We start from the raw sequence: 23,226 nt of genomic DNA on the forward strand, positions 1-23,226 counted from the left end.
GAGCCTGCGCACACACCTGCTGCTGCAGCCGCTCCAGTCAGCCAGTCGGACGCCGCGGCCTTCTCTTCCTTAGAGGTCGTCTCAATTGGCGAGGTCGGTAGCCTGGGTTCGTGCTGATCGTGGAACGCTTGGTGCCGGACGAGTTGTACGACCTCTTCCAGCGGGTGGTGCCGCCCGCCCCGATCCGGCCGCAAGGTGGAGGCCGACGACGGCACGGCGACCGTGAGGTCCTTGCAGCCATCATCTTCGTTGCCACGACAGGCTGTACCTGGCGGCAGTTACCGCCGGTCTTCGGCCCGTCGGGGCCAACGGCCCACCGGCGCTTCACCGAGTGGACAGCTGCCCGGGTCTGGGCGAAGCTGCACCGCCTCATCCTCGATGAGCTGGGCTCGCGCGGAGACCTGGACTGGTCGCGCTGCGCGATCGACTCGGTGAACATGCGGGCCCTGAAAGGGGGGAGCTGACAGGCCCGAATCCTGTGGACCGGGGCAAGAATGGGTCGAAGATCCACTTGATCACCGAGCGGACCGGTCTGCCCCTCTCCGTCGGCATCTCCGGCGCCAACCTCCACGACAGCCAGGCCATGGAACCCCTCGTGCGCGGTATCCCGCCGATCCGCTCCCGCCGTGGCCAGCGCCGGCGAAAGCCTGCAAAGCTCCACGCCGACAAGGGCTACGACTACGACCACCTGCGCCGTTGGCTCCGCAAGCGAGGCATCCGCCACCGCATCGCACGCAAGGGCATCGAATCTTCCACACGGCTCGGCCGACACAGGTGGACGATCGAGCGCACCATGGCCTGGCTCGGCGGCTGCCGCCGACTCCACCGCCGCTATGAACGCAAGGCCGAACACTTCCTGGCCTTCACAGGCATCGCCTGCACCCTCATCTGCTTCCGCAGGCTCGCCAATTGAGACGACCTCTTAGAAGCGCACAGGGTTCCGCCCAGGGCTGAGCCGAGAGAGCTGTCACACAAAAGCCCACTGGGGTAGGGGTTGGTTTCCTGGCCGGAGAGGTCGGGTTGGGTGAAGCGGCCGAGTTGGGCGTCGTAGTAGCGGTGGCCCATCTTGCACAGGCCGGTCGGGTCGAGGTAGGTGCCGCTGTAGCGGTACGGCTGGGAGACCGCTTCGGTGGTGGTGCCGAGGGGCAGCCCGGTGGGGCCGTTGGCGTAGGTGTGGGTGCGCTTGCCCGCGTCATCCACGAGGCCGAGGACGTTGCCGGTGGCGTCGGCAGTAAGTAGGACTTCCCCCGGTCGTCATGGAGTTCAGGGTGCCCGCCGGTTCGCGGATACAGTCGTCGTGGTCACACCCGCACCCTGACCAGCCGCCCGCCGTCTCTGCCAGCCCAGACCGTCGCTTGTCCAACAGCAGCCACGACTGCCGACGAACTCCGAAACATCATGTCAAGAGCGAGTTTTCTGATGGGCCAGGAAGGCAAAAACTGCCAGAATCATTCCACCGACTGCTGCGATCACTCCGAGCACAATCGGCACGGTGTCGCCGGTAATGGATCCTGCAATGCAAGCGCATATTCCGCCGATGATCGCAATCGCGGAAAAGGTTGCCAATCCCCTGATCGCATCACTCATCGACGCGTCCCTCCCTCGCATCCAAGCGCTCCTTCCGAATTCGCGGCAACTGTTGGGTCGGGAAATCCGACCCAACAGTCACATGCAGTGGCCGTATACCCCTGTTTAACTGTAGGTGAGGATGTCCGCTCCGTAGTAGCCTGCGGCAGCTCCAATCGCGCAGCTGGTGACTCCGGCGACACCAGCGCCTACGGCGCTGCCGACTCCCGCGCCGATCACGCCGCCCGCCGCGGCGGCGTATGCGATGACTCCGGTGCCTGCCGCAGCCTCAACACCGGCCAGGCAGCCAGCGGCCGCGCTGACAAACGGCTCTGCTTTTTCGACGAGACCGAAGAAGTCGAAGAGGCCCGTGGGGTCGCTGTTGTTGACTGGGTCGCCGCTCACATAGAGGTAGGGGTTGCTCTCCTGCCCTGAAGGGTCGGGTTGGGTGAAGCGGCCGAGTTGGGGGTCGTAGTAGCGGTGGCCCATCTTGTACAGGCCCGTCGGGTCGAGGTAGGTGCCGCTGTAGCGGTACGGCTGGGGGGTTGTTTCGGTGGTGGTGCCGCGGGGCAGGCCGGTGGGGCCGTAGGCGTAGGTGTGGGTGCGCTTGCCTGCGTCGTCCACCAGGCCGAGGACGTTGCCGGTGGCGTCGGTGAGGTAGTAGTAGGACTTGCCCCCGGTCGTCATGGAGTTCAAGGTGCCCGCAGGTTCGCGGATGAATCCGGTGTCCACGCCGTTGGTCGTGGTGGATGCCAGTCCGAGTGCGGTGTGGTGGAACCAGGTCGAACCGAGCTTGGTGCGCTCGGAGTTGTCGGTTCCCGCGTGGACCAGGTCGTTTGCCGATGTGTTGACGGTCAGGCCGGACAGCTGGCTGTAGTCGGTCCACGTCTCGCTCGTGCGGCGGGTGGTGGCGGTGCGTCCGCCCGCGGTCTCGTTGCCGGCCTTGTCGTAGGACCAGCCGGTGGCGGAGCCGTTCTGCGCGGTGAGCTCCAGCGCGTCGTTGTAGGTCCAGATGGGGGTGGTGGGACAGGTGGCGGCGGTGCCGTCCTGGGCGGTGAGGTTGCCGGCCTGGTCCCAGCAGTACAGCCAGGACGCCTTGCGGGCGCCGGTGGAGTCGGCTTCCAGGGCGTAGCGGAGCCGGTCCTGGGTGTCGTAGTCGTAGGTGGTCTTGTACTTGGTGAGGTTGTCGGTGCGGGTGCGGATCTTGGTGGTGTCCTTGCCCGCACTGTTGGTGTAGGTGTAGGCGAGGTCGATCAGCGTGGTGGTCCCGGCGGTTGTCTTGACCGCGTAGGGGCGACCGTTCTTGTCGATGCTGAAGGACTGGGTGGTGCCGCCGGGGTAGACAGTTTTGGTGCGTGTGTCGTTGTTGTTGTAGTCGAAGTCGGTCTTCTTGCCGTCCGGCGCGATGAGGTAGTCCAGCCGACCGGCCGCGTCCCACGTGTAGTCGGTCTTGCCGGTGGGGTCGGTGTAGTGGTCGACGTTGCCGCCGGGGGTGTAGGCCAGGGCGGTCTGTGCACCGTTTTGCAGGGTGCGTACGCGCTCGCGGTTGAGCTCGTCGTAGTCCCAGCCGGTAGTGCCGGAGGCGTCTGTGCGCACCTTGAGGTTGCCGTCGGCGTCGTAGTCGAAGGTGACGGTCGCGTTGGTCGAGGAGACCTTGGTGACGCGGTCGCGGTTGTCGTAGGTGTAGACGGTCTGGATGCCGCGGCCGTCGAGTGCGGTCTTGACGCGGCCGAGCGCGTCGTATGTGTATGTCGTCTCGCCCAGCGGCGCGGGGGGCGTGACCTTGCTCAGGTTGCCCTTGGCGTCGTAGGTGAAGGACGTGGTCGAGGTGCGGGTGCTGGAGATCTTCACTGCGGCTGTGCAGCGCTGGCCCTCGAAACCGCCGCAGGTCGGGGTGGCCTTGTTGTAGGTGTAGGTGCGCTGCCCTCCTGCGGTGCCGGAGGTGGTCACCGACTGGGTGTTGCCGTTGGTGTCGTAGGAGAAGGAGTCCTTGCGGCCGTCGGCGGAGGTGAAGTCGTTGGGCAGGTCGGTGCCTGCAATGGTCTGGTACGCGGTCACCGACGCGGTTGCGCCCATCGGCAGTTTCTGGGAGACGGCGTTGTTGCGGGCGTCCCAGCCGTAGGTGGTGGTGTTGCCTCCCGTTCCGTCCGCTCCCGTACCCATCGCATCGATCGCGGTCTGCAGCAGGCGGTTGGTGTAGGTGGAATGGCGAGAGTGGCCGAGGGGGTCGGTGACCTTGGTGACCTCACCGTCGGCGTTGTGCAGGTACTGGGTGCATCCCCGTCGGGGTCGGTGACCGTCGTGGTCCCCGCAGCCGAGGGGGTGGTCGCGGTGTAGGCGTAGCGCCAGGTCGGGCCGGTGTGGCCGTTGCTCGTCGACTCGGTGACGCGTTGCATGGAGGTGACGCGGTTGTGGGTGTCGTAGGTGAACAGCGTGATGGTGCCCTCGGGGGTGGTCACCTTGGTCAGGCGCCGGGAGGAGTCGTACCCGTAGAGCGTGGCCTTGCCGGCGGTGTCGGTGACCTTGGCCAGGTTGCCGGAGGCGTCCAGGTCGAAGACGGCTGTGCGGCCGGTGTGGTCCTTGGCCTGCCACTGATTGGGGTAGGTCTTGACCAGGTCGATCCAGCGCCCGGAGCGGGTCTCGGTGAGCCTGAAGCCCTTGTGCTCGGCGCCCTCGTCGTGCTGGTCGACATTGATCACACCGTCATTTTTGTCGGTGACCTTGGTCAGCGTGCCGTGGACGTTGAAGGTGTCCTTCGCACCCGACTTGCGGTCGGTCAGGGTGTAGGTGCCGTCCGCGTTCTTCTTCAGGTCCTTGGAGTACCCGGCCGGGGTGGTGTAGCCGCCGGTACTCGCCGACTTGAACCGCACAGCAGCCCCCGTGGCGTCGTAGACCACCACCTCGCCGTCACCGGCCTGGAGGTAACGCTCATAACCCTGCCACCAGCGCTGCGACACCTTTCCCCACGGCGCTTCCAGGGAGTTGTACGTCCGGGTCAGCTGCAGCTTGTGACCGACACCGGCGATGTCGAAGTCGGTCGCGGCGAGCATGAGATTGCCGTTGGAGACGTTCACCCGCGCCACCAGCGCATCATTCAGACGCGTGTCGAGGACACGGTGCCAGGGCACATCGCCCTGCCCCTCCGGAACGAAGGACAAGGCCTCGGCATCCGCCTCGGCATCGGCCGCCGCCGACTGCGCGGCGGTCTCACCGCTTGCGCGGGCCTGCTGCGCCGCCCGCCAGGCGGCCACCTCCGCCGACGGCTTGGCCTCCGCCTCCGACTCCGGCGCCTTGACCGACCCGGCCGGCGTCGCGGGAGCCTCCACCTTCGTCGGCTTCGTCCACGGACTTTCCGGCGCCGGTAACTCCGCCTGCCCCGCCGCGGCTAACCCCGGTGCCACGCCAGCCACCAGAGCGACAGCCGTGATCGCGGATATGAGAACGGTTCTGTGTGTTCGTCGGGCACGTTGCAGCGACGTGCTTCCAGCATGTGAATGCATCAGCTTCCCCCACAGGAAGTCAGAGAGCCAGAACGGGTGACCAGACGGTCACCTCGGCAGCACAACCTGGCACGAGAACCACATGGACCGACAGGCATGCCCCGCACCATCCGTCCCGTTGGCGGCGGAATGAGCCCTGCCTCTTAAAGGGGTGAACGCGGACACCATGAGGCGATCCGTCCGACACAAAAGGGAAAAATCTGCGTTCCGTTACTGTTCGCCGCGGTCACACTGACCGAAAAGACCAGACCCGAGTCCCCCTCGGAACGCATAACACGATCTTGGTGGTGAGACTCTCGGGACGATCGCCCTTGAGAGGACCGACAGCAAAATCGGTGGCGCCTCCCCGGCCAGGAGCCTTCCCGCCAGGACACCGGTCTCGCGGCCGTCCTCCCGGCCGCGATGACCAGAACCTTCATGGTCTGCGCAGGCTCGGGGTACTGCGTTTTCGATGGCCGGCCGGTGCCCACGTACACGGGCTGGACCAGCCGTGCGTCGGCGGCTGGGCGGTGTGGCGGGAAGAAATGCCCACCGCGCAGGGCAGCTTGCGTTCCTCCAGGCCCCCGGCGGAAGGCGGCGGCATCGCCGTATCCGGCGTCCGCGACGACCAGGAGGATGTCGATGCAACTCCGCCGCGAACGCCTCCAGGTCCTCCCGGACCCCGGCCATCTCTTAGGGCGTCACACCACCCCCACGACCCCAAAGCAGCAACAGACACACCGCTCACGAATGAACCCGACCAAGCCCTACAAGGGGTGCTGGGGGAAGGATGGGAAGGAGCAACGCTTACGCCGCTGCCGACGTCGACGGTCCGGGCTGAGAGGCCGGAAAGCAGCAGTCAGGCCGGACGGCGACCCCCAGCACCTGATCCGGGTCATGCCAGCGCAGGGAACCCGTCCCGTAGGTCCCTCATGTGTCCGCGGGCGCCGTCAGGTCGATCAGGCGGCACACCGTCTCGATGTCGATCTTCACCTGGGCGATGGAGGCGCGGCCCGACAGCCACGTGATCAGCGCCGAGTGCCAGGTGTGCTCGATGACCCGGACCGCGGACAACTGCTCCGGCGTCGGGTGCTCCTGGCCCATCGCGTCCAGGATGATCACGGTCGTCTGCCGGGACACCTGGTCCACCTCGGGCGACACACTGCGGTCCGCGAAGGTCAGCGCGCGGACCATGGCGTCGGCCAGATGCGGCTCGCGCTGCAGGGCGCGGAAAGCGCGCATCAGCGTCTCCGCCACCCGCTCCGCCGCCGTGTCCCCGGCGGGCGGCTTCTTGCGGAGGGTGCCGTGCATGTGCTCCAGCTGGTCCTGCATGGTGGCGACCAGCAGATGGATCTTGGAGGGGAAGTAGCGGTAGAGCGTGCCGAGCGCCACCTGCGACGACTCCGCCACCTCCCGCATCTGCACGGCGTCGAAACCGCCCCGGCTGGCCAACTGCGCGCTCGCGTGCAGGATGCGGCGCCGCCGCGCCTCCTGCCGCTCGGTCAGCGGTGGGGTGACGGGTCTCGCGGTACTGGCTGCCACCATGTCCACCTTGTTCCCCTCGCCGTGGCGCGACCGTGGCGTGAATCACCTGATCCACTGCTCGCGCCGCCTCTACCTGCCGGTAGATTCGGAGCTTCTTGAACGATCAAGTCTGTAACTTGTTCTAGATTAGCGTCCCGGCGTAATCTCGCGGGACAGTGCAGGGAGAAGGGGGCCCGGAGTGACCGCTGAGGCCAGTCGGACGGGTTCCCCCACGGAGCCCGCGGCGGGTGGGGGCCCCTCCCGCGCGAGCGGATTCGAGCGTGGGGGAGAGCGACCTCTCGACATCGCGCTTCTCACCTATAAAGGGAACCCGTTCTGCGGCGGCCAGGGCGTCTACGTCCGCCACCTCTCGCGCGAACTGGCCCGCCTCGGCCACCGGGTCGAGGTCATCGGCGCCCAGCCCTACCCGGTCCTCGACGAGGGCGTCCCGCTCACCGAGCTGCCCAGCCTCGACCTGTACCGCCAGCCCGACCCCTTCCGCACCCCGGGACGCGGCGAGTACCGCGACTGGATCGACGCGCTGGAAGTGGCCACCATGTGGACCGGCGGCTTCCCCGAGCCGCTGACCTTCTCGCTGCGCGCCCGCCGCCATCTGCGCGCCCGCCGCGGCGAGTTCGACGTCGTCCACGACAACCAGACGCTCGGCTACGGCCTGCTGGGCGACGTGGGCGCCCCCCTCGTCACCACCATCCACCACCCCATCACCGTGGACCGGCAGTTGGAGCTGGACGCCGCCGAGAACCGCCGCCGCCGGTACGCGGTCCGCCGCTGGTACGCCTTCACCCGGATGCAGAAGCGCGTCGCCCGCCGCCTGCCCTCCGTCCTCACCGTCTCCGGCACCTCCCGCGCCGAGATCGTCGACCACCTCGGGGTGCGCGAGGACCGGATCCACGTCGTGCACATCGGCGCCGACACCGACCTGTTCTCGCCGGATCCGTCCGTCCCGCAGGTCCCCGGCCGGATCGTGACGACCTCCAGCGCGGACGTCCCCCTCAAAGGGCTGGTCTTCCTCGTCGAGGCGCTCGCGAAGGTGCGCACCGAACACCCCGACGCCCACCTCGTCGTCGTCGGCAAGAAGCCCGCCGAGGGCCCGGTCGCGCAGGCCGTCGAGCGCTACGGCCTCGAAGGCGCCGTCGAGTTCGTCAAGGGCATCTCGGACGCCGAACTGGTCGACCTGGTCCGCTCGGCGCAGGTCGCCTGCGTGCCGTCCCTGTACGAAGGCTTCTCCCTGCCGGCCGCCGAGGCCATGGCCACCGGCACGCCCCTGCTCGCCACGACCGGCGGGGCGATCCCGGAGGTGGCCGGCGCGGACGGCGAGACGTGTCTGGCGGTGCCGCCCGGCGAGGCGGGCGCCCTGGCCGCCGGACTGAGCCGGCTCCTCGGAGACCCCGCACTGCGGGCGCGGCTCGGCCGGGCCGGACGCGAGCGGGTGCTGGCGCGGTTCACCTGGGCGCGCGCGGCGGAGGGCACGGTGGCGCACTACCGCGAGGCCATCGCCCGCGCCACGCCCCCGGCCGGCGGCGCGCCCGCGTCCTCGGCCGGTGCCGCCCCCCTGACCTCCGCGAGTACCACCGGCGTCTATCCCGAAAGCAGGGCCACGTGCTGACCGTCGACTTCTCCCGGTTCCCGCTCGCCCCGGGCGACCGTGTCCTGGACCTCGGCTGCGGTGCCGGGCGGCACGCGTTCGAGTGCTACCGGCGCGGCGCCCAGGTCGTCGCGCTGGACCAGAACGGCGAGGAGATCCGCGAGGTCGCGAAGTGGTTCGCGGCGATGAAGGAGGCGGGCGAGGCACCCGAGGGCGCCACCGCCACCGCGATGGAGGGCGACGCTCTGGCGCTGCCGTTCCCCGACGAGTCCTTCGACGTCGTCATCATCTCCGAGGTCATGGAGCACATCCCGGACGACAAGGGCGTCCTCGCCGAGATGGTCCGGGTGCTCAAGCCCGGCGGCCGCATCGCCATCACCGTCCCGCGCTACGGCCCCGAGAAGGTCTGCTGGACGCTGTCCGACGCCTACCACGAGGTCGAGGGCGGCCACATCCGCATCTACAAGGCCGACGAACTCCTCGCCAGGATCCGCGAGGCGGGCCTGAAGCCGTACGGCACCCATCACGCGCACGCGCTGCACTCGCCGTACTGGTGGCTCAAGTGCGCGTTCGGCGTCGACAACGACAAGGCGCTGCCGGTGCGGGCGTACCACAAGCTGCTGGTCTGGGACATCATGAAGAAGCCACTGGCGACGCGGGTCGCCGAGCAGGCCCTCAACCCCCTCATCGGCAAGAGCTTCGTGGCCTACGCGACCAAGCCGCACCTGCCCCGGGTGGACGCCAAGTGACCACTCCCCGGACGGAACACCTCGTCCTGCCCGGGGTCCTCACCGCCGAGCAGGCCGCCGCGACCGTCGCCGGACTGCTCGCCGTGCAGCGGGAGGACGGCGCCATACCGTGGTTCCGGGGACACCATCTCGACCCCTGGGACCACGTCGAGGCGGCCATGGGCCTGGACGCCGCAGGCGAGCACGACGCCGCCGAGCGCGCCTACGAGTGGCTCGCGCGGCACCAGAACGAGGACGGCTCCTGGTACGCGGCCTACCAGGACGGCGCCTTCGACGACGTCACCGACCGCGGACGCGAGACCAACTTCGTCGCCTACATCGCGGTCGGCGTGTGGCACCACCACCTCTCCACCGGCGACGACGCCTTCCTGGACCGCATGTGGCCGACCGTGTACGCGGCGACGGAGTTCGTCCTGCGGCTGCAGCAGCCGGGCGGGCAGATCGGCTGGCGGCGGGACGACGACGGCACGGCGACCGAGGACGCGCTGCTGACCGGCTCGTCCTCGGTCCACCACGCGCTGCGCTGCGCGCTCGCCATCGCCGAGCAGCGCGAAGAGCCCCAACCGGACTGGGAGTTGGCGGCGGGTGCGCTCCGGCACGCGATCCGGCGGCACCCCGAGCGGTTCCTGGACAAGGACCGCTACTCGATGGACTGGTACTACCCCGTGCTGGGCGGCGCGCTCACCGGCGTGGAGGCCAAGGCCCGCATCGAGGAGTCCTGGGACCGCTTCGTGGTACCCGGGCTCGGAGTGCGGTGCGTCGACCCCAACCCGTGGGTGACGGGCGGTGAATCGGCCGAACTCGCCCTGGCCCTGTGGGCGATGGGCGAGTCCGACCGGGCGCTGGACATCCTCCAGTGGATCCAGCACCTGCGCGACGAGCGGACCGGTCTGTACTGGACGGGCTACGTCTTCGACGACGCGGCGATCTGGCCGAGGGAACTGACGACCTGGACGGCGGGCTCGCTGCTGCTCGCCGTCGCGGCCCTGGGCGGCCATGAGGCCACCTGCCGGGTCTTCGGCGGCGAGCAACTGCCCGCCGGCCTGGACCCGGACTGCTGCGGCTGACTCAGTGGCGGACGCGGTTCGCGATGGCGTGCCCGACGAACAGGTACACCACGGCGGCGAGCCCGTACCCCGCCACGACCCTGGCCCATGCCTCGTCGAAGGTGAACAGGTCGTGGGACCAGCCCGCCAGCCAGCGGGCCGCGTCATGGATGAACTGCACGAAGTCGTTCGTGCGGTTCGCGTCCAGCAGGTACATCAGGATCCACAGACCCAGAATGAACGCCATGATGTCGGCGACGATCGCGATGACCCTGCCCGCCGAACTGGCACCGTTGCTATATCGAGGGGACATGCCCCCCGGGTTGCCGCTGAACCGTCGACGAAACCCCCCGGTTCAGCCGTTGAGCTCGGCGAGCACCCGCAGCGACCGCTCGTCCGGCGCCAGCGCCAGCAGGTCCGTCACCGGTCCCTTGCGCCACAACTCCAGCCGCTCGGCGATGCGTTCACGCGGGCCGACCAGGGAGATCTCGTCGGCGAAGGCGTCGGGGACGGCGAGGACCGCCTCTTGGCGGCGCCCTTCGAGGAACAGCCGCTGGATGCGGCGGGCTTGCTCCTCGTACCCCATGCGGGCCATCAGGTCGGCGTGGAAGTTGCGGGCCGCGTGGCCCATGCCGCCGATGTAGAAGCCGAGCATGGTCTTCACCGGCAGCAGGCCCTCGGTCACGTCGTCGCAGACCCGGACCTGGGCCATCGGGGCCACCAGGAAGCCCTCCGGCAGGGCGTACGCCTCGGGGCGGGCCGGGGACCAGTACAGCGGGAGCCAGCCGTCGGCGATCCGCGTGGTCTGGGCGACGTTCTTCGGGCCCTCGGCGCCGAGCAGGACGGGGAGGTCGGGGCGGAGGGGGTGGGTGATGGGCTTGAGGGGTTTGCCGAGGCCGGTGGCGTCCGCGCCCCGGTAGGGGAGGGGGTGGAAGCGGCCGTCGAGCGTGACGGGGGCTTCCCGCCCGAGGACTTGCCGTACGACGTCGACGTACTCCCGGGTCGCGGTGAGCGGCGACCTCGGGAACGGGCGGCCGTACCAGCCCTCCACCACCTGCGGCCCGGACAGTCCGAGGCCGAGCATCATGCGGCCACCGGAGAGATGGTCGAGGGTGAGGGCGTGCATCGCGGTCGTGGTCGGCGACCGGGCGGCCATCTGCGCAACCGCCGTCCCCAGCTTGATCCTTGACGTCCGCGCGGCGATCCAGGTCAGCGGGGTGAAGGCGTCCGAGCCCCAACTCTCCGCGGTCCATACGGAGTCGTAGCCGAGCCGCTCGGCCTCCCGGGCCAGCGGCACATGACCGGGCGAGGGGCCGCGCCCCCAGTAGCCGAGCGCCAGACCGAGCCGCATAGCTGCCTCCTGACGGTGTGTCAGCCGGGGAGGGCGACTGTACGACAACGGCCCCTCACCGGGAAGGGTGAGGGGCCGTGACCGTGAGCGGTGTCAGCCGCGCTGGATGCCGCTGGTGTCCTGGAGGACACCGCGACGACCGTCCTGCGTCTGCGCGATCAGGCTCGGGCCGCGCTGCTCCACGGCCAGGTACCAGGTGCCGGGCGCCAGTTCGGCGATCGGCGTCGGCGAACCGTCCTCCGCGAACAGCGGACGCGGCACCGGAACGGCGAACCAGAACGGGGAGAAGTCCCCGCCGGGCTGCGCCGCGGGCGCCTGCGGCTGCCCCGGCTGCGGCTGACCGCCGAACGGCTGCGCACCCTGCGGCTGACCGCCGAACGGCTGCGCACCCTGCGGCTGACCGCCGAAGGGCTGACCGGGCTGCGGCTGCCCCGGCTGGGGAGCGCCCGGGTAACCGTAACCACCCTGCGGCTGACCGCCGTACGGCTGCGGGGCCGCGGGGCGGGAAGCGGGCATCAGGGGGGCCTGGAGGGCGGGGACGAGCGGGGAGGCGACGGCGGCGCCGGCCAGGAGGAGGGCGGCGATGAGACCGAGGATCAGGCCGACACCGGCATCCACGTCCGCGGCGCCGAAGGTGTCGCTGAACGCGCCCAGCGGATCGAAGATCGTCCAGAGCGCCGTCCACGCGGAGAAGACCGTGAGCGCGACTCCGAGCGGACCGAGCTCAAGGCCGACAACCTTGCGCGGCTGCGGCAGCGCGTGGGCCACGACGATCAGGACCGCGCCGATGATGCCGCCGACGTACACGCTCATCACCAGGCCGAGGTTGTCCCAGGCGTTGGGGATGTCATTGCCGTCGCCGTCGTAGATGGCGAGGAACGACGCGACGAAGAGCAACACCGCTGCTCCGATCACCACGCCGTCGCCTCGAGTGAGGGAGCGGATATTCACTTCAGGTCCTTCGTAGGTCGTCTCGTCATCGGTAGAGGCGTCGCGGGGGTGGCCCCTTATCGTACGGACGACCCTATCGTCCGCACGATCAGGCTGTCCGCCGGGATCAGCGCGCTGATCACTACCCGCGCAGGAAACTCACGATTCCCTCAGAGATCCCCTGCGCCGCCTGCTGCCGCCACGCACCGCTGGTCAGCTGTGCCGCGTCCTTGGTATCGCGCATGTTGCCGCACTCGATGAACACCTTGGGAACCGTTGACAGATTGAGACCGCCGAGATCCTTACGCGTGACGAGACCGGTGCCGTCGCCGACGTAGTTGGAGGGGGCGCTGCCGGTGGCGCGGACGAACTTGCCCGCGATGCGTTCGCCGAGATCGCGGGAGACGCCGACGATCGGACGGGTGTCCGCGGCACCGGAGTTCACCGCGCCGGGGAGGATGACGTGGAAGCCGCGGTTGCCGGAACCGGAGCCGTCGGCGTGGACGGAGACCACCGCGTCGGCCTCGGCCTGGTTGCCGATGCGCGCCCGCTCGTCGATGCAGGGGCCGTACGAACGGTCGCCGTCCTGGGTCAGTTTCACCGTGGCGCCCTGCTTCTCCAGCAGCGTGCGCATGCGGTGGGCGACGTCCAGGGTGAACTCGGCCTCGGTGTAACCGGAGTTCGTGGCCGTGCCGGTGGTGTCGCACTCCTTGTAGCCGGTGCCGATGTTCACCTTGGCGTTGATCTCGGCGGTGTGCTGGAAGTTGGCCGGGTTGTGTCCGGGGTCGATGACGACGACCTTGCCCTTGAGGGGGCCGGAGGCGGCCTCGGGAGCGGAGCTCGCCGGTTGCGTCGGGCTGGGGTGCGGTTCCTTGGCGTCGCCGGTGGCGGACGGCGTCCGTACCGTCGCGGATTCCGGGCCACCGCCGCCGTCGTCACTGGCGCCGCCGAGTCCCTCGTACACCACCCAGCCGAGCAGCGCGCCCGGCACGAGCGCGGCGAGGGCCACGGTCAGAGGGCGGCGCCGGGGGCGGCGGGGCGGTTCGAATTCAGGGCCTGCGTACGACACGTCTGCGACTCTAACCTCGGCCTCAGATCCCCGCCCCCGTTCGCCGCAGCACGCGCAGCGAGTCCGTGACGGAGATCTCCGTGAACGCGCCCGACTCCAACGCCCGCAGGTAGACGCGGTAGGGGGCCTGGCCGGTGAACTCGTCCTCCGGGTCGGGGAAGACGTCGTGGATGGCGAGCAGGCCGCCTTCGGCCACATGGGGGGCCCAGCCCTCGTAGTCCGCGGTGGCGTGCTCGTCGGTGTGGCCGCCGTCGATGAAGACCAGGCCGAGGGGGGTGCCCCAGACACGGGCCACCTGCGGGGAACGCCCCACCAGGGCGATCACGTGCTCCTCCAGCCCCGCCCGGTGCAGCGTGCGCCGGAAGGTGGGCAACGTGTCCATCAGGCCGATCTCGGGGTCGACCGTCTCGGGGTCGTGGTACTCCCAGCCCGGCTGCTGCTCCTCGCTGCCGCGATGGTGGTCGACCGTGAGGGCGCTCACCCCGGCCGCGCGGGCCGCGTCGGCGAGCAGCACGGTGGAGCGCCCGCAGTAGGTGCCGACCTCCAGGAGCGGAAGCCCGAGCCGACCGGCCTCCACGGCCGCCGCGTGGAGGGCCAGCCCTTCTCCCACGGGCATGAACCCCTTCGCCGCCTCGAACGCGGCCAGGATCTCGGGGGCTGGCGCGGGTGCCGGGGCCATGGGGCCGCCTTTCGGTCGTACGAGCGTCTGGGCGCCCCATGCTGCCGTATGCGCTGGTCGGGGGGTGAGCGGGGGTGACCAGGGGTGCCCAGCCCGTTCGCGGGGGGTGCCGAGGTAGGGCCGTCTCCCTGGAGGGCGGGGGCGGACCCTGCGGAGCGTCCAGGGGGCGCCGGTCGTCCGCCCGTCGGACCGGTACGTCCAGGGGCCCACCCGGCGTCCCCATGGCCTACGTCGCCGGTACCGGGCTGCTCGGTAGGGACAGGTCGACGGAGACTGTGCTGTCGTCGCCCGTGTGGGTCGCCGCGGAGGCGTGCGGGGCGTGGCCGTCGGCCTTCGCGGCCAGGACATAGGCGCCCTTCGTCGGGACCGGGAGGGTGTAAGTGCCGTCCGCCGCCGAGAGGGTGGCGCCCGCCTGGCGGCCCCGGGGGTCGATCAGGGTGACCTTGGCGTGGGGGACCGGGGTGCCGGTGGCGTCGAGGACCCGGCCGCGGAAGCCGCGCAGGGCCGCTTCCGCGCGGGCCAGGTTGGTCTCCTCCTCGCTGCTGGCGCGCAACTGGGGCGCGCGGTTCGGCTTGGGCAGGAACAGGGCGAGCAGCAGGCCGATCGCCACCGCTCCGGTCGCGATCAGGAAGGAGAGACGGAAGCCGTGCATGGTGGGGACCTCCACGCCGTTCACGGTGTTCGCCGTGTTGGCCAGCACCATGCCGATGACGGCGCTGGAGACGGACGTACCGATGGAACGCATCAGCGTGTTCAGGCCGTTCGCCGCGCCCGTCTCCGACGCCGGGACCGCACCGACGATCAGCGCGGGCAGCGAGGAGTAGGCGAGGCCGATGCCCGCGCCGAGGAGGACGGCGATGACCAGGGACTGCCAGGCGGCGCTCATCAGGCCGAGGCCGGCGCCGTAGCCGACGGCGATGATCGACAGGCCGAGGATCAGCGTGAACTTGGGGCCGTACCGCGCCGAGAGACGGGCGTAGACGGGGGCCGTGACCATCATCGTCAGGCCCAGCGGCGCGACCAGCAGGCCCGCGACGACCATCGACTGGCCGAGGCCGTAGCCGGTGGAGGCGGGCAGCTGGAGGAGCTGGGGGAGGACCAGGGAGACGACGTAGAAGGAGACGCCGACCATGATCGAGGCGAGGTTGGTGAAGAGCACGGCCGGGCGGGCGGTGGTGCGCAGGTCGACCAGCGGGGCCTTGCTGCGCAGCTCGTAGACGCCCCACAGCAGCAGCGCGACGACGGACGCGGCGAACAGGCCGAGGGTGAGGGCGGAGCTCCAGCCCCAGTCGCTGCCCTTGGTGATCGGCAGCAGGAAGAGGACCAGGCCGGTGGAGAGGCCGAGCGCGCCCGGCAGGTCGAAGGTGCCCTCCGCGCGCATCGGGGACTCCGGTACGACGAGGAAGGTGAGGGCGATGGCGAGGACACCGAGCCCTGCGGCGCCGTAGAAGAGGGCGTGCCAGTCGCTGTGCTGGGCGACCAGCGCGGCGGCGGGCAGCGCGAGTCCGCCGCCGACGCCGATCGAGGAGCTCATCAGGGCCATCGCCGAGCCGAGCCGCTCGCGGGGCAGCATGTCGCGCATCAGGCCGATGCCGAGCGGGATGGCGCCCATCGCGAAGCCCTGGAGGGTACGGCCGACGATCATCGGCAGCAGGGCGCTGGTGACGGCGCTGACCAGGGCGCCGACGACCATCACGGCGAGGCTCAGCACCAGCATGCGCCGCTTGCCGTACAGGTCGCCGAGGCGGCCCATGATCGGGGTGGCGACCGCGCCGGAGAGAAGGGTGGAGGTGAGGACCCAGGTGGCGTTGGACGGGGAGGTGTCCAGCAGCAGCGGCAGGTCCTTGATGACCGGGACGAGCAGGGTCTGCATCACCGCGACCACGATGCCCGCGAAGGCGAGGACGGGGACGACAGCGGGCCGGTCGGTGGTCGTACGTGTCATGTGTAGCTTGAACTCGGTGTGCCGGAGCAACTATTCCGATGCTTTGGCTCACTAACGAAATCTTGACCTTCTCTTGGGGAATCGCCATGAGGACCAGGTCGGACCTAGTCCGAAATGCCGATGCCAGGAGCGTCGGCCGGTTGAGAACATGACAGGCATGCCCGCCCCCGATGCCACCGACGTCTCCCGCCTGTCTCGCCGTACCGCCCCACCGGCCTGGGTGGTGGTGGCCCTCGCCTGCGCGGGCCAGTTCCTCGTCGTGCTCGACGTGTCCGTGGTGAACACCGCGCTGCCGTCCATGCGCACCGGCCTCGGGCTGAGCGAGCAGGGGCTGCAGTGGGTGGTGAACGCCTACGCCATCGCCTTCGCCGGGTTCATGCTGCTCGGCGGCCGGGCCGGTGACCTCTACGGCCGCAAGCGGATGTTCCTGGTCGGGCTCGGCCTGTTCACCCTGGCCTCGCTCGGCGGCGGGCTCGCCCAGGACGACTGGCAGCTGCTGCTCGCGCGGGGGGTGCAGGGGCTCGGCGCGGCCGTACTGGCACCGGCCACGCTGACGATCGTCACCTCGGCGGTGCCGGAGGGCGCGGCCCGGGCGCGGGCCATAGCGACCTGGACCGCGGTGGGCGCGGGTGGCGGCGCGTTGGGCGGACTGGTCGGCGGTCTGCTGGTGGAGGTTCTGAGCTGGCGCTGGGTCCTGCTGATCAACGTCCCCGTCGGCGCGGTCGTGCTGTTCGCGGCCGCCCGCTACCTGGCCGAGAGCCGCGCGGGGGACGGACGCCGGCTCGACCTGCCGGGCGCGGTGCTGGTGACGGCGGGGCTCGCGACCCTGGCGTACGGGATCTCACAGACCGAGGCCGCGGGCTGGACGGCCACGGCCACGCTGGTGCCGCTGGCCGCCGGGCTCGCCATGATCGGGCTGTTCCTCGCGGTGGAGGCGCGGACGGCGGCGCCGCTGATGCCGCTCGGCCTGCTCGCGCGCCGGCCGGTGTCCTCGGCGAACGTGTCGATGTTCCTGTGCGGCTCCTCCATGTTCTGCATGTGGTTCTTCATGACGCTGTACGCGCAGAACGTCCTCGGCTACACCCCGCTGGAGGCCGGTCTCGCCCTGGTGCCCAGCTCCCTGGCGGTGATCGTCGGCTCCAAGCTCGCGCCCCGGCTGATGCACCGGCTCGGCGCGCGCGGCCTGGCGGTGCTCGGCAACGTCGTCGCGGTGGCCGGTTTCGGCTGGCAGTCCCTGATGACCGCGGACGGCTCCTACCTCACGGCGATCATGTTCCCCGGGATCCTGATGATGCTCGGCGCGGGGCTCGCGGCGACCCCCCTCGCCGCGCTCGCCACCGCCGGGGCGCCGCCGCAGGAGGCGGGCCTGGTGTCGGGGCTGGTGAACACGTCACGGGTCATGGGCGGTTCGCTGGGGCTCGCGGTGATGTCGACGATCGCGGCGGCCCGGACCGAGAGCAGCTCCGGCGGTACGGCGCGGGCGCTGACGGAGGGGTACGCGCTGGTGTTCCGTACGGGGGCCGGGGTGCTGCTGGCCGGGACGGTGCTGATGCTGGTGTGGCTGCCGCGGAAGGTGTCGGGGGAGGTGCCGGGGGTGGTTCTGGCGGAGGTGTCCGCGGATGTGTCTGCCAAGTGATGTCTGGCACGTGATGGCGAAGCCCTGGACCCTTGCCGCTGGGGGCCCCGAGGCCTATACCCACCCCTGCTCCCGGGCCGCCCGCAGGGCCTCCGGCGGGGTATGGGTGGCCGTCTTGGTGAGGGCCGTGGCGAGGTGGGCCCGGACCGTGGACTCGGGGAGGTGGAGGGCCGCGGCGACCGCGGCGACCGTCGCACCGTGCGTGGAGGCGCGCAGGACCTCGCTCTCGTGGGCGGTGAGCGGGTTCGGCGCGGCGCCCTGGGACGCCGCCGCGAGCGCCGGGTCGATCACCGTCTCCCCGGTCAGCACCCGGCGGATCGCCCCGGCCAGCTCCTCCACGGGGCCGTCCTTCACCAGGATGCCCGCGGCGCCCGCGGCCATGGCCCGCCGCAGGTAGCCGGGCCGGGCCGACGTCGTCAGCAGCAGCACCCGGCAGTCGGGGGCCTGGTCGCGCAGGTCGGCCGCGGCGTCGAGGCCGCCTCGGCCGGGCAGTTCGACGTCGAGCAGGGCCACGTCGGGGCGGTGGACGAGTGCCGCGTCGACGAGTTCGTCGCCCCTGCCGACCTGTGCCACGACCTTCAGGTCCGGCTCCATCCCCAGCAGCACCGCCAGCGCGCCGCGCCGCGTGCCCTGGTCCTCGGCGAGCAGCACTCTGATGGACCTGGCGGGACGGTGATCCCGGGGCATCTCGTTCACGGGCCAAGCGTAGGGCGGGAGGGGGAGGCAGGCGACGCGGGAGAGCCATGGGGAGAGCTGACGCCATGTCAGGAGCCTTCACATGTGCCGGGCGCTCGGCTATAACGAGGGCGCCGGACTGGAACGCGTTCTAGGTCCTGACAGGACCGGGCCCGCCGACGCGATTCCGGGCCCGCCCCTACGCGACCTCGGCGCGGCCGACGGTGCGGACGACCGCGCCGAGGTCTCAGACCCTCAGGAGCCCCATGCCCATCGACGCAGCGAAGGCCGTAGCCGCCGAACCCCGGTCCGGCGAGATCTCCTGGACCGCCAAGGACGTCCAGCTCTACCACCTCGGCATCGGCGCCGGACGCCCGGCCACCGACCCCGACGAGCTGCGCTACACCCTGGAGTCCCGGCTGCAGGTGCTGCCCAGCTTCGCCACCGTCGCCGGCTCCGGCGCCCCCGGAGTGATCAGCGGCCTCTCCATGCCCGGCGTCGAGGTCGAGCTGGCCCGCGTCCTGCACGGCGGACAGAGCCTGGAGATCCACCGCCCGCTCCCCGTCGAGGGCACCGCGACCACCACCTCGCGCATCGCCGCCGTGTACGACAAGGGCAAGGCCGCCGTCCTGGTCCTACGTACCGAAGTCGGCGACGCCGACGGGCCTTTGTGGACCAACGACTCGCAGATCTTCATCCGGGGCGAAGGGGGATGGGGCGGTGACCGAGGCCCCTCGGCCCGCCCCGAGCCGCCCACCGGTGAGCCCGACAAGATCGTCGAACGAGCGATCCGCGAGGACCAGGCGCTGCTCTACCGCCTCTCCGGCGACTGGAACCCCCTGCACGCCGACCCCGACTTCGCCGCCGAAGCGGGCTTCGACCGGCCCATCCTGCACGGCCTGTGCACCTACGGCATCACCCTCAAGGCGGTCGTCGACACCCTGCTGGGCGGTGAGGCGGACCGGGTGCGCGCGTACGCCACCCGGTTCGCCGGGGTCGTGTACCCGGGGGAGACCCTGCGCATCCGTATGTGGGACCGGGGTGACACCGTCCGGGTCGCCGTCGGTGTCGTCGAACGGGACGACGCGCCCGCCCTCACCGACACCGTCGTCCACCACTCCTGAGTCACCGCTCCTGAGCCACCGCCCCTGAGCCACCACCACTCCTGAGTCACCGTCGAGGGGAGCCGCACCATGCGCGCAGCCGTACTGCACGAGACCGGCCAGGACAAACTGGAGGTCCTCGACGACGTCGAGGCGGTGGGATTCGGCCCCGGCCGGGTGAGGATCCGGGTGCGGGCCACCGGCCTGTGCCACTCGGACCTGTCCGCGATGAACGGCGTACTGCCCCAGCCGGCCCCCTTCGTGCCCGGCCACGAGGGCGCGGGGGAGATCCTCGAAGTCGGCGAAGGTGTCACCCACTTGAAGCCCGGTGACCGGGTCGTCGTGTGCTGGCTGCCCGCCTGCGGCGCCTGTCCCGCCTGCAAGCGCGGCCAGACCGAACTGTGCCTGGCCGGGTTCATGAACGCCGGCACCCCCAACTTCAAGCGCCCCGCCGGCGATGTCTTCGGCTTCGCCGGCACCGGCACCTTCGCCGAGGAGGTCGTCGTCGACGCCGGCTGCGCGGTGCCGGTCCCCGAGGACGTGCCCTTCGACATAGCCGCCCTCATCGGCTGCGGGGTCACCACCGGACTCGGCGCCGCGATCAACACCGCGGACGTGAGGGCCGGTTCGTCGGTCGCCGTCATCGGCTGCGGCGGGGTGGGCATCTCCGCGATCCAGGGCGCCCGGCTCAAGGGTGCCGCCGAGATCGTCGCCGTGGACCCCGTCCCGAGCCGCCGCGAGGCCGCGCTCGCCTTCGGCGCCACCAAGGCCGTCTCGCCCGACGAACTGCCCGGCGCCAAACAGGAGATCACGTCCGGTGAGGGCTTCGACTACGTCTTCGAGGTCGTCGGCAGGTCCGCCACCGCCCGCACCGCCTACGACAACACCCGGCGCGGCGGCACCCTGGTGATCGTCGGCGCGGGCGCCATGGACGACTTCCTCCAGCTGAACATGTTCGAGCTGTTCTTCGACGAGAAGCGCATCCTGCCGTCCCTGTACGGCGGCGGCGACGTGCTGCGCTCCTACGAGCGGACCATCGACCTCTGGCGGGCCGGCCGCGTCGACCTGGCCGGGCTGATCACCCACCGGGTGCCCCTGGCGGAGATCAACGAGGCCCTCGACCAGATGCGTACCGGCAGCGCGCTGCGTACGTGCATCGAGCTGTGATGGCCACCCCCTCGGGGGCCCCGATGGAAGGGACCCCCTCGGGTGCCCCGCTGGCAGGGCTCACGGCCATCGTCACCGGCGCGGGCAGGGGCCTCGGCCGTGCCGAGGCGCTGGAACTCGCCCGGCTCGGCGCGGCCGTCGTCGTCAACGACTACGGGCAGCCGGGCCGGGACGGCTCCGGCGAGTCCTCCGCCGGGCCCGCGGAGGAGACGGCCGCCGAGATCCGCGCGGCGGGCGGCCTCGCCCTCGCGCACACCGGGGACGTCGCCGATTTCCGACAGGCGGGTCAGCTGGTTCAGTTGGCGGTGGAGGAGTTCGGCAAGCTGGACATCCTGGTCAACAACGCGGGCATCCTGCGCGACCGTATGGTCTTCACGATGACCGAGGACGAGTGGGACTCGGTGATCCGCGTCCACCTCAAGGGTCACTTCAACACCACCCGTTTCGCGGCCGCCCACTGGCGTGAGCGGTCCAAGGCGGACGGCAAGCCGGTGTACGGGAGGATCGTAAACACCTCCTCGGAGGCGTTCCTCGCCGGATCCGCCGGACAGCCCAACTACGCCGCCGCCAAGGGCGGAATCGTCGGCCTGACCACCTCCACGGCACTGGCGCTCGCCAAGTACGGGGCGACGGTCAACGCCATCTGCCCCCGGGCGCGGACCCGGATGACCGAGGACGTCTTCGGCAAGCCCGCCGAGGGCGGCCTCGACCCGCTCGCCCCCGAGCATGTCGCTCCGCTCGTCGGCTACTTGTCTTCACCCGCCGCCGCCCGCGTCAACGGCCAGCTGCTCGTCGTGCACGGCGGCATGGTCGCGGTCGTCGAACGGCCGCGGATACGGGCCCAGTTCGACAGCAAGCAGGACACCTTCTCCTACGACGAGCTGGACGCCGTACTCACCGCGCACTACGCGGACCGGCCGCCGGGGGAGACGTTCGCGGCGACGGAAGTGCTGGGGCTGAAGCGGGCGTAGACGCGCGGGACTTGGCCTGGGACTAGGGATTGGGCTTGGGATTGGGCTTGGGCTTGGACACGGAACGGCCCCCGCACTTCTCATCGAAGTGCGGGGGCCGTTCCGTCGTTCAGGCCGCCGACTCGTTCTGCTCGGCCGGCTTGCGGTGACGGCCGCGGGGGGCCGCCTCGCCGTCGTGGGACGAGACCGGACCGCGGTGCCTGCCGTGACCTGAGTTCTCCTGGTCGTGGGCGGGCGGCTGGGTCATAGTGGCGTCGCTCATCGGAAAATTCACCCCGTCAACATGATCTTTCGGACAGCCGAGCGAGTTTAACCGGCACGTCTCGGGCCGAATCCAGCCGCACACGCCAACCGCCGCTACTTCGTTACAAGACGCGCCAACGGGGCCTGCTGCAACGGCACGGGCCGTGCCGGGGCCGGGGCCGATGGGGTGGGTGGCTGGTCCTGTCGCGGGTCCGGTGCGGCGCCGTCTTGGTGGGTCGCGCAGTTCCCCGCGCCCCTCACGGGGGCTTCCGGGACCGGGGTTTCCCAGCACGCCACTCCGCACGGTACCGCCCGCGTCGAGTACGGCAGCTGGAGCGCCCCCTCCCGCGTCCACCAGCCCGCACCCGCCAACCACCCCTCGGGCGCCGGAAGATGGCGCATCTGCTTCTCGGCGGGCCGCCACACCCCGACCCAGCTGCCGAGCGGACCGTCCACCCGCAGCGCCACCGAGCAGTTCTCCGGCATCAGCACCTGCCCCGGCTGAACCGCGAACGGCGTCACCGAGCAGTCCGGCACCCGCAGACACTCCGGGAACCGCACCGGCAGGGTGCTGCCCAGCACGCCCCACCCCAGCCGCGGCGGCTGCCCGGGTTCCGGCGCGTCCGAGCCGATCAGCAGCAGCCCGCTGTCCGCGTCCGCGAGCAGCAGCCGGTCGTCGCTCTCCGCCGCGATCTGTAGCAGCGGCGACACCTCGCCGCCGCGCTCCAGGTCCACCACGACCGTCTTGGTCCGGCCGCCGACCTCCCGGTCCAGCGCCAGCATCCGCCCCGTGCGGTCCAGCCACACCCCGCCCGAGCAGCGCCCCGGGACCTCGGCCAGGTGCTCCGGCCCGAAGGCGCCGCCCGCCACCAGCCACACCGTGCTCGTGTACCGGCCCACGGCGAGGGCGTACGCCCTGCGCCCGCACGGCGCCGGGGGCAGCAGCCGGATCCGGGTGTCGGCGTCGGGGCACTCGACCGCGCCGATCAGCAGCTCGCCGGTGCCGGGCCCGGTGGGATAGAGCAGCGTGAAGACATGCCGTCCGTCGGTGGGCCGGCGGATCAGGACCCGTCCGTCACCCATCGGCTGCACCTCGGTGCCGGGCTCCTCCGGCTGGTTGCCGGGCAGCGGCACGGCGTACGGCTCGGGTCCGTCCAGGGTCCAGCGCTCCGGGAACCAGCAGTCGCCGTCCAGCGCGAGGCGCGCGGCATAGGCGCCGTCCGCGGTGATCACGCACCCCGCTTGCGGCGCCTCGGACCCGGCAGCGGCGGATTCGATGGCACAGGCCGTCATCGTCTGGTCACCTCCGGCGACGAAGCTAGTTTTCGCACGCACAGACGTGGGACCGGCAGGCGGCCGCTTCACACATAAGGGTGTTCCAGGAACGATTCACCTGAGGGAATGGGGGCGGGTGTGCTGCGCGGGGCGCGGGGCGCCTGCGGGGCCGTAGGGAGGTGACTCCTCGGGAACCCCGCGACGGGGGCCCG

20 protein-coding genes and 2 pseudogenes are annotated in these 23,226 nt (G+C 70.8%); 8 read left to right on the plus strand and 14 right to left on the minus strand.

Annotated elements, in window-relative coordinates; all coding sequences use genetic code 11:
• The first annotated feature begins 119 nt into the window (after positions 1-119).
• Positions 120-913 (plus strand): IS5 family transposase gene (locus tag ACFYW5_RS09270; RefSeq protein ID WP_389416440.1). Its coding sequence is split into 2 segments (ribosomal slippage): positions 120-452 and positions 455-913, totalling 792 coding nucleotides; the frame shifts between segments, so codons are not numbered across the junction.
• Here ACFYW5_RS09270 and ACFYW5_RS09275 read toward each other — a convergent pair.
• From ACFYW5_RS09275 to ACFYW5_RS09295, 5 genes and pseudogenes are all read right to left on the minus strand, one after another.
• A complete protein-coding gene (locus tag ACFYW5_RS09275) occupies positions 832-1,200 on the minus strand; it encodes an RHS repeat-associated core domain-containing protein (RefSeq protein ID WP_389416316.1) in 369 nt (122 codons plus the stop codon). The two genes, ACFYW5_RS09270 and ACFYW5_RS09275, sit on opposite strands and share 82 nt — an antisense overlap.
• A 201-nt stretch (positions 1,201-1,401) precedes the next feature.
• Entirely contained in the window at positions 1,402-1,587 is a 186-nt protein-coding gene (locus ACFYW5_RS09280; protein WP_389416317.1) for a hypothetical protein, read from the minus strand.
• A 105-nt stretch (positions 1,588-1,692) separates the two neighbouring features.
• Positions 1,693-5,066: pseudogene (locus ACFYW5_RS09285) on the minus strand (RHS repeat-associated core domain-containing protein).
• Between the two features lie 143 nt (positions 5,067-5,209).
• Positions 5,210-5,695 (minus strand): annotated as a pseudogene (locus ACFYW5_RS09290) (transposase); the annotation flags it as partial.
• Positions 5,696-5,975: 280 nt separating this feature from the next.
• The gene (locus ACFYW5_RS09295; RefSeq protein WP_389416318.1) at positions 5,976-6,590 is read right to left on the minus strand and encodes a TetR family transcriptional regulator; all 615 of its coding nucleotides are present in this window, start codon (positions 6,588-6,590) and stop codon (positions 5,976-5,978) included.
• 178 nt (positions 6,591-6,768) lie between these two features.
• Here ACFYW5_RS09295 and ACFYW5_RS09300 point away from each other — a divergent pair, with 178 nt between their 5' ends.
• The 3 genes from ACFYW5_RS09300 to ACFYW5_RS09310 are packed head-to-tail and all read left to right on the plus strand — an operon-like array spanning position 6,769 to position 9,991.
• The gene (locus tag ACFYW5_RS09300; RefSeq protein ID WP_389416319.1) at positions 6,769-8,196 is read left to right on the plus strand and encodes a glycosyltransferase family 4 protein; all 1,428 of its coding nucleotides are present in this window, start codon (positions 6,769-6,771) and stop codon (positions 8,194-8,196) included.
• Positions 8,190-8,924, plus strand: a complete 735-nt coding sequence (locus ACFYW5_RS09305) for a class I SAM-dependent methyltransferase (RefSeq protein ID WP_250070156.1) — start codon at positions 8,190-8,192, stop codon at positions 8,922-8,924. The genes ACFYW5_RS09300 and ACFYW5_RS09305 overlap by 7 nt, the downstream gene beginning before the upstream one ends.
• Positions 8,921-9,991 (plus strand): prenyltransferase, encoded by a 1,071-nt coding sequence (locus ACFYW5_RS09310; protein WP_389416320.1) that lies wholly within the window; start codon positions 8,921-8,923, stop codon positions 9,989-9,991. Before ACFYW5_RS09305 ends, ACFYW5_RS09310 begins: the two co-directional genes overlap by 4 nt.
• A 1-nt stretch (position 9,992) precedes the next feature.
• On the opposite strand, the gene ACFYW5_RS09315 is transcribed toward ACFYW5_RS09310, so the two are convergent.
• From ACFYW5_RS09315 to ACFYW5_RS09340, 6 genes are all read right to left on the minus strand, one after another.
• On the minus strand, positions 9,993-10,283 hold the full coding sequence (locus tag ACFYW5_RS09315; RefSeq protein WP_389416321.1) for a hypothetical protein: 291 nt from the start codon (positions 10,281-10,283) through the stop codon (positions 9,993-9,995).
• A 42-nt stretch (positions 10,284-10,325) separates the two neighbouring features.
• The gene (locus ACFYW5_RS09320) at positions 10,326-11,321 is read right to left on the minus strand and encodes an LLM class F420-dependent oxidoreductase (protein ID WP_389416322.1); all 996 of its coding nucleotides are present in this window, start codon (positions 11,319-11,321) and stop codon (positions 10,326-10,328) included.
• Positions 11,322-11,414: 93 nt separating this feature from the next.
• A complete protein-coding gene (locus tag ACFYW5_RS09325) occupies positions 11,415-12,272 on the minus strand; it encodes a hypothetical protein (RefSeq protein WP_389416323.1) in 858 nt (285 codons plus the stop codon).
• A gap of 121 nt (positions 12,273-12,393) precedes the next feature.
• A complete protein-coding gene (locus tag ACFYW5_RS09330) occupies positions 12,394-13,320 on the minus strand; it encodes an N-acetylmuramoyl-L-alanine amidase (RefSeq protein ID WP_389416324.1) in 927 nt (308 codons plus the stop codon).
• Positions 13,321-13,342: 22 nt separating this feature from the next.
• Complete coding sequence (locus ACFYW5_RS09335; RefSeq protein ID WP_389416325.1) at positions 13,343-13,999, minus strand: class I SAM-dependent methyltransferase; 657 nt, start codon at positions 13,997-13,999, stop codon at positions 13,343-13,345.
• A 226-nt stretch (positions 14,000-14,225) separates the two neighbouring features.
• A complete protein-coding gene (locus ACFYW5_RS09340; RefSeq protein WP_389416326.1) occupies positions 14,226-15,944 on the minus strand; it encodes an MFS transporter in 1,719 nt (572 codons plus the stop codon).
• 148 nt (positions 15,945-16,092) lie between these two features.
• Between ACFYW5_RS09340 and ACFYW5_RS09345 the strand changes: the two genes are divergently transcribed.
• Positions 16,093-17,580, plus strand: coding sequence for an MFS transporter (locus tag ACFYW5_RS09345; RefSeq protein ID WP_389416327.1), 1,488 nt, complete (start codon positions 16,093-16,095; stop codon positions 17,578-17,580).
• A 54-nt stretch (positions 17,581-17,634) separates the two neighbouring features.
• On the opposite strand, the gene ACFYW5_RS09350 is transcribed toward ACFYW5_RS09345, so the two are convergent.
• A complete protein-coding gene (locus ACFYW5_RS09350) occupies positions 17,635-18,267 on the minus strand; it encodes a response regulator (protein ID WP_389416441.1) in 633 nt (210 codons plus the stop codon).
• 254 nt (positions 18,268-18,521) lie between these two features.
• Here ACFYW5_RS09350 and ACFYW5_RS09355 point away from each other — a divergent pair, with 254 nt between their 5' ends.
• From ACFYW5_RS09355 to ACFYW5_RS09365, 3 genes are all read left to right on the plus strand, one after another.
• Positions 18,522-19,379 (plus strand): MaoC/PaaZ C-terminal domain-containing protein, encoded by an 858-nt coding sequence (locus ACFYW5_RS09355; protein WP_389416328.1) that lies wholly within the window; start codon positions 18,522-18,524, stop codon positions 19,377-19,379.
• Between the two features lie 69 nt (positions 19,380-19,448).
• On the plus strand, positions 19,449-20,525 hold the full coding sequence (locus ACFYW5_RS09360; RefSeq protein ID WP_389416329.1) for a Zn-dependent alcohol dehydrogenase: 1,077 nt from the start codon (positions 19,449-19,451) through the stop codon (positions 20,523-20,525).
• Between the two features lie 23 nt (positions 20,526-20,548).
• Positions 20,549-21,496: a 3-oxoacyl-ACP reductase gene (locus ACFYW5_RS09365; protein ID WP_389416330.1), complete on the plus strand. Its 948-nt coding sequence runs from the start codon at positions 20,549-20,551 to the stop codon at positions 21,494-21,496.
• A 109-nt stretch (positions 21,497-21,605) separates the two neighbouring features.
• On the opposite strand, the gene ACFYW5_RS09370 is transcribed toward ACFYW5_RS09365, so the two are convergent.
• Both ACFYW5_RS09370 and ACFYW5_RS09375 read right to left on the minus strand, forming a co-directional pair.
• Positions 21,606-21,758, minus strand: a complete 153-nt coding sequence (locus ACFYW5_RS09370; protein WP_389416331.1) for a hypothetical protein — start codon at positions 21,756-21,758, stop codon at positions 21,606-21,608.
• A gap of 95 nt (positions 21,759-21,853) precedes the next feature.
• A complete protein-coding gene (locus tag ACFYW5_RS09375) occupies positions 21,854-23,032 on the minus strand; it encodes a hypothetical protein (RefSeq protein WP_389416332.1) in 1,179 nt (392 codons plus the stop codon).
• Between the last annotated feature and the right edge of the window lie 194 nt (positions 23,033-23,226).

Source organism: Streptomyces sp. NPDC002779 (assembly GCF_042888685.1).
Taxonomy (GTDB): Bacteria; Actinomycetota; Actinomycetes; order Streptomycetales; family Streptomycetaceae; genus Streptomyces.

Coding starts and splice junctions, on each gene's coding strand:
- ACFYW5_RS09280 (WP_389416317.1), bottom strand. CDS start 1,587: ATGAGTGATGCGATCAGGGGATTGGCAACCTTTTCCGCGATTGCGATC.
- ACFYW5_RS09295 (WP_389416318.1), bottom strand. CDS start 6,590: ATGGTGGCAGCCAGTACCGCGAGACCCGTCACCCCACCGCTGACCGAG.
- ACFYW5_RS09315 (WP_389416321.1), bottom strand. CDS start 10,283: ATGTCCCCTCGATATAGCAACGGTGCCAGTTCGGCGGGCAGGGTCATC.
- ACFYW5_RS09320 (WP_389416322.1), bottom strand. CDS start 11,321: ATGCGGCTCGGTCTGGCGCTCGGCTACTGGGGGCGCGGCCCCTCGCCC.
- ACFYW5_RS09335 (WP_389416325.1), bottom strand. CDS start 13,999: ATGGCCCCGGCACCCGCGCCAGCCCCCGAGATCCTGGCCGCGTTCGAG.
- ACFYW5_RS09340 (WP_389416326.1), bottom strand. CDS start 15,944: ATGACACGTACGACCACCGACCGGCCCGCTGTCGTCCCCGTCCTCGCC.
- ACFYW5_RS09345 (WP_389416327.1), top strand. CDS start 16,093: ATGACAGGCATGCCCGCCCCCGATGCCACCGACGTCTCCCGCCTGTCT.
- ACFYW5_RS09350 (WP_389416441.1), bottom strand. CDS start 18,267: ATGCCCCGGGATCACCGTCCCGCCAGGTCCATCAGAGTGCTGCTCGCC.
- ACFYW5_RS09355 (WP_389416328.1), top strand. CDS start 18,522: ATGCCCATCGACGCAGCGAAGGCCGTAGCCGCCGAACCCCGGTCCGGC.
- ACFYW5_RS09360 (WP_389416329.1), top strand. CDS start 19,449: ATGCGCGCAGCCGTACTGCACGAGACCGGCCAGGACAAACTGGAGGTC.
- ACFYW5_RS09365 (WP_389416330.1), top strand. CDS start 20,549: ATGGAAGGGACCCCCTCGGGTGCCCCGCTGGCAGGGCTCACGGCCATC.
- ACFYW5_RS09370 (WP_389416331.1), bottom strand. CDS start 21,758: ATGAGCGACGCCACTATGACCCAGCCGCCCGCCCACGACCAGGAGAAC.
- ACFYW5_RS09375 (WP_389416332.1), bottom strand. CDS start 23,032: ATGACGGCCTGTGCCATCGAATCCGCCGCTGCCGGGTCCGAGGCGCCG.